This is a genomic window from Desulfosediminicola sp., from assembly GCF_048381775.1.
Taxonomy (GTDB): Bacteria; Desulfobacterota; Desulfobulbia; order Desulfobulbales; family Desulfocapsaceae; genus Desulfopila; species Desulfopila ganghwensis.
Genome location: NZ_JBLXGE010000035.1, coordinates 1 through 5,128 on the forward strand (window position 1 = coordinate 1; position 5,128 = coordinate 5,128).

4 protein-coding genes and 1 pseudogene are annotated in these 5,128 nt (G+C 47.9%); 3 read left to right on the plus strand and 2 right to left on the minus strand.

Annotated elements, in window-relative coordinates; all coding sequences use genetic code 11:
- Positions 1-136 precede the first annotated feature (136 nt).
- Together ACN5NT_RS23855 and ACN5NT_RS23860 are read right to left on the minus strand one after the other, a co-directional pair.
- Positions 137-426, minus strand: a pseudogene (locus ACN5NT_RS23855) (transposase); the annotation flags it as partial.
- A gap of 863 nt (positions 427-1,289) precedes the next feature.
- Positions 1,290-1,970: a sugar transferase gene (locus tag ACN5NT_RS23860; RefSeq protein ID WP_419177140.1), complete on the minus strand. Its 681-nt coding sequence runs from the start codon at positions 1,968-1,970 to the stop codon at positions 1,290-1,292.
- A gap of 758 nt (positions 1,971-2,728) precedes the next feature.
- Here ACN5NT_RS23860 and ACN5NT_RS23865 point away from each other — a divergent pair.
- From ACN5NT_RS23865 to ACN5NT_RS23875, 3 genes are read left to right on the plus strand one after another with little or no spacing between them, the layout of a single operon-like run.
- Positions 2,729-3,883: a glycosyltransferase family 4 protein gene (locus ACN5NT_RS23865; RefSeq protein ID WP_419177141.1), complete on the plus strand. Its 1,155-nt coding sequence runs from the start codon at positions 2,729-2,731 to the stop codon at positions 3,881-3,883.
- A 51-nt stretch (positions 3,884-3,934) separates the two neighbouring features.
- Positions 3,935-4,423 carry a glucuronosyltransferase gene (locus tag ACN5NT_RS23870; protein ID WP_419177142.1) on the plus strand — a complete coding sequence of 163 codons (489 nt, stop codon included), beginning with the start codon at positions 3,935-3,937 and terminating at the stop codon, positions 4,421-4,423.
- Complete coding sequence (locus ACN5NT_RS23875) at positions 4,420-4,902, plus strand: glycosyltransferase (protein ID WP_419177143.1); 483 nt, start codon at positions 4,420-4,422, stop codon at positions 4,900-4,902. The genes ACN5NT_RS23870 and ACN5NT_RS23875 overlap by 4 nt, the downstream gene beginning before the upstream one ends.
- Positions 4,903-5,128 lie beyond the last annotated feature (226 nt).

Genomic DNA, 5,128 nt, shown 5'->3' on the forward strand with positions numbered 1-5,128 from the left:
GGCGTCTTCTGGAACCGATAGGAAACATCCCTCCGGCTGAAGCGGAGGAACAATATTACGCAATGCTGGGTCAAGCGGCCGTGGCCGCATAACTTAACCCAAATGGCCTCCGGCAAACCCGGGGCGGTTCATCCCGCACGGCACGGCGCTTCACGTCAGGCGTCAGTAGTTTTTTGTCGCAAGATCTTTGAGTGCGGCATTGTCGAGCATCGCCTCCGCCAACATTCGCTTCAGCCGTGCATTCTCGTCCTCAAGAGATCGCAGCTTCTTCGCATCGGACACATTCATGCCGCCAAATTTGGCCTTGTATTTGTAGAACGTCGCGTCGCTGATGCCGTATTTCCGGCAAAGGTCCTAAGCCTTCATCCCGGCCTCGTATTCCTTGATAATTCCGATAATCTGCTCATCGCTGAATCTGCGTTTCATGGTCCATCCTTTCCGTTGGATAGATCACTAACACCTCAATGGCCGGAATTCAGGGGGCTGGGTCAACCTGTTCGGACATTGCCTAGCGGGTTTCAATATATCTGCAGTGTGATTAGGAGGGCCTTGGGGATTTCGAAGGTGCTCTATATGGGCGCTAAGCAACCATTTAACGAATAGGTCTTAAATATCCGCAATGGGCCGAAACCTGACATCTCTTCAATGACCGCTTCTGGCGTGCATTGCAGTCATTCAGCCAAAAGCTCCATACGCCAAACTAAGCGTCAACCTGCAATCAATCGGATGCCAAGTGAAGTTGCGCGCTGTGCCATCCGAACTTGCGCGCTACAACACATCACTTGGTCGAAGCGACTGAGAACGCAGCTTTATGAAGCCGATTTCTCTTTATATATCAGTAACTGGAAAGAAGGTTGGCTGGGGAACCTGGATCCCCAGACTGTTCCATGTAAGTTATTGATTTCGCTTGATGTTGCGAATGCTCAAAACGTCCGGTGGACCTATTGGTGGCTCATGTGGTGGTCTGAAGTCAAGGCTGATTTAAGTACCGGATGCGACCAATTTTCGGGTAGGCATTGGTTGCCGCGGTGATCGAGAGGATCTCGTAAGGTCGGCTTTGAGGCTTCTCAGAAGTGCGCAGGTCTGCAACGGGAACTGATCAGCGGGTGAAGGAGGGAAGGGGACCTCAAGATGCCGCCCGCAAACCGAATTCACATGAGTGGGGATACGCCACTGTTCAGTAAGGCACTTGAGAGCAGCATCGGAAGCCGCAATGCCACGATGGACAACGCCGAACCAAGACGGAGTTCGCGATGGTCTGAGCAGCGTCGGTGCGCCGAACCGACCTCTTAGTACCCGTTGCCGCGGAAGAACTCGCGCACGATCGTCCCAAAGATGATCTTTACGTCAAGTATGGTCGACTGCTGCTCGATATAGGCCAGATCATAATTCAGGCGCATCCGAGCTGCGTGGGCATTCCTCGTTTCCCCGCGGAACCCGTTGACCTGGGCGAGGCCGGTGATTCCGGGCTTAACACGGTGCCGGGACTGGTAGCGCGGATCGAACTCTTCATAGGTGACGCCGTTGGCGAGCATTCCCGGAACATGTGGGCGCGGACCAACCAGTGACATTTCGCCTTTCAGGACGTTGAAGAGCTGCGGCAGTTCGTCGAAATTGCTTCGACGGAGGAACTGGCCAACTGGCGTGATCCGGGGATCGTCCCGGGTCGTCTGCTGCACTCCGGATGCATCGCAACGGTCCGTGTACATGGAGCGAAACTTGTAAGCGACAAAGGTCTCGCCATTCAGGCCGTGACGTTTCTGGCGAAAGAGCACAGGTCCCTTGCTTGTCGCCTTGATCGCGACGGCCAGGCTCAGGAGCAGGGGCGACAGAAGAACCACGCCTGTCCCCGCACCGATCAGGTCGATCGTGCGCTTCAGGCCTCGGCTCGGTTTTGTTGCGACCGTGCCGTGTTTGCTGCGGCGAAAGCTCTGTGAAAATTCATCTACTGGGTACGCATCGTGGGTCATGAAAAGCCACCCGAATTGAAAACACGAAATCTAAAACACAACCACTTCATCCGATCCTGATGCCGGATTGCATAAAATCCTACCAATTGGTTAATCGGTAAGCATATTGAATTTCAAAGGTAAAATAAGGTTAATTGAAATTCTGCCGCGCCGCAACCTCTTTAGAGCAGGCGATGGCAGTAGCACGGCCACTAAACAAATAGTGGAAGTTCGTTCCGATTGAGCCATCGGTTAATTCAGTAAAGAGCTAGGAGAAAGGTACCTTAACGTCAATGTACCCGCCCGATACTTATGTAGTCGGAAAACCCCAGCCCGTCCTGGAGGCATGTTAGGTAGCACTCCAAATTGGGGCGGACTCTAATCGACAGAGGAGGAAAAATCCCGGGGCAAGTCAATTCTACTGTACTCCAACGGCGGCACCATCGACCGAATCGACCGCAGGCCTATCGTGCAGTAACAATCAAACCGCCTCCTCAAGTCGGGCGGTTCAAGAAATCCAGTTTTATTTTGTTGCAGGCGCGAGTGGATATATGGATGATTAGCGTGGCCGTGATAATTGAGCTTTTCGTTCAATGTAGCCAGTGTCTCAATCGCAATTGATAGTCCCAGCTGGTAAAAAGCGAAACGTCGAAATTGACGCAATAAATATACAGCCATAACATAACGTATCAGGCTTGGCGTTTATTAGAGTTATTTATAAACGTTGCCTTTAGGTATGACAATAACTTCTATCAATTTTGGTTATTTGGTCTATAGATGTGAAAAAATATTTAGATAATGTCTTTGAGCATAAAGGGGTAAGAGCTTCGATGGATCCAATTCATGAGAAAATTAAAGTTTTGGCCATTGTCCCCGGGGATCCTCATGTGGTGGATGGTGGGATCTCAAAATTATTGATTTATTTCTCGCGGATGCTTGGTGAGCAATTCCCTAATGTTGACTTAACTATTCAACCCACGCGGCTATTCCAAACGGCCCCTTGGAATCATATTTCTACACCGCTCTGCGTTCTTCAATTTATCCTAAACCTAGCGTTTGGCCGTTATGATGTTGCGCATATTCATGTCGCACCTAGAGGTTCGACATTCAGGAAGATTTTATTCTTCCATGTAGCCCGATTATTCGGACTTAAAATCGTATTACATTTGCACGGTTCCGGGTATGATGTTTTTTTTGAACGTCAATTTCCCTATGTGCAGAATATTATCAAAAAATTCTTTCGTTCAGCGGACGCAATAATAGTCTTGGGTCAGTATTGGCAAAAGTTTATGTTAGAAAAAATCGGCGCTCCGCACGACATCGTCGTTAAAATTGATAACGGCGTCCCAGACCAAGGATTGCTAGCCACTAGGGCTGGAGCCCCGCCTTCGCTTATTTTTCTTGGAGCCGTAGGGTATCGAAAGGGTGTCGATGTCCTCATTGATGCCTTGGCCAATTTGCTCGATTTAGAATGGAAGGTGGTCATCTGTGGCGGGGGCAACCTCGAAAAATATCGACGAATGGCTACCGCAGCAGGTATCGAGAGTAACCGAATCATTTTTACTGGATTGCAGAGTGAAGAGCAGGTCAATCAGCGTTTACTCAATGCCGATATATTTATCCTACCATCTCGAGCAGAGAATCAACCTGTGGCTATTTTGGAGGCTATGTCATTTGGGTTGCCGGTAATTTCCACGAAGATTGGCGACATACCTGGGCTTGTGAAGGATGGCTTTACGGGACGGGTCGTTGAACCATCGGATGTTGATGGACTAGCAGATGCAATCCGGTCACTTCTTGAAGATTCGGATTTACGTGAAAAAATGGGACAACGCGGGCTGGCACGGTTCAAAGCAAAATATTCGATTGCGCAGAATGTCAAACATACAGTCAAACTTTACTACAGATTGCGAAAAAATAGAATCAACACATAATTTTCTTATTTACTCATTTCAATATCTGATATTTCAAATGGAGATTATATATTGACGGATATTGATGATACAAGCAAAGCGCAAGAATTCAGAAGAATAACGATCTTAGCGGCAGCTTCCGGAGGGGGGCATCTCCGACAACTGCTTGAGGTTAAGGAGGCGTTTGAACAGAATGATCTGATCGTCGCTACCACAGATGTACATCAAGCAAGGGTCAGCGGGATTAATGACCCAGTAGAATTACTTGACTATAGTCAAGATACTCCGCTAAAGATGTTTCGAGGACTTTTTGAAGCTTTCACATTGGTGTTTAAGGTCCGACCGGATATGGTCATTTCAACCGGTGCGGCACCGGGTCTACTTTGCTTATTATGCGGTCGGTTGATGGGTGCGAAAACTATATGGATCGATAGCATTGCAAACTCCGAGCGGCTTTCGCTTAGCGGTAGGCTTGCGTCAAAGTTTTCGCATAAAACTTTGACGCAATGGAAGCATTTGGCCAATGGAACGCATATCGAATATTGGGGAAGCGTATTTTGATTTTTTTGACTATTGGAACGCAACTGCCATTTGATCGGTTAGTTAATGCAGTAGACTTTGCCGCTCCTCTCGTTTCCGAAACCATATTTGGGCAAGTCGGGAATACTAAAAAAATGCCTGCGAACTTTAAATGCATGCGCTTCTTACCAGCATCGGAGTTCGAGGAGACATTTAAAGCGGCAAGAGTAATAATCGGCCATGCAGGTATTGGGACAGTCTTAAGCTGTATTAAGTGTCAAAAGCCTCTTGTCGCGATGGCTCGCCAAAAATTTTACGGTGAACATAGAAATGATCACCAATTAGCAACAGTTGAGCAAATACGAAATATTCCGGGTATTTATATTGTCGAAGATGTCGATGATGTGGTAAATGCGCTTTGTAGAGTAGATTTAGACTATCCAATTATTCAAAACACGTCATCGAAGAAATTATTGATTTCAAATTTAAAAAAGGAAATTGCTAAATCAATGACGTTTTAAGCTGCTCTGATCACCGAAAATTGGATCGCCAGTTGTAGTACTTCGCGTCGCTGATCCTGCGCTCCTGGCAATAGTCGCTAACAGGTACATTGAAGTGGTCCCAGTTTTCCGGACAGGCCAGCGGCTAATTTAAGGTGTATCCGGGTTTGTTTTCATGCCGCCAATTTCAAGTTCCTGCCAGCCCAATATGCCTCCTTGGGAGTTTTGTGCTCAAGGGCTGAGTGAG

Excerpts from the sequence above, each read along its gene's own strand:
- ACN5NT_RS23860 (WP_419177140.1), bottom strand. The coding sequence starts at position 1,970 with ATGACCCACGATGCGTACCCAGTAGATGAATTTTCACAGAGCTTTCGC.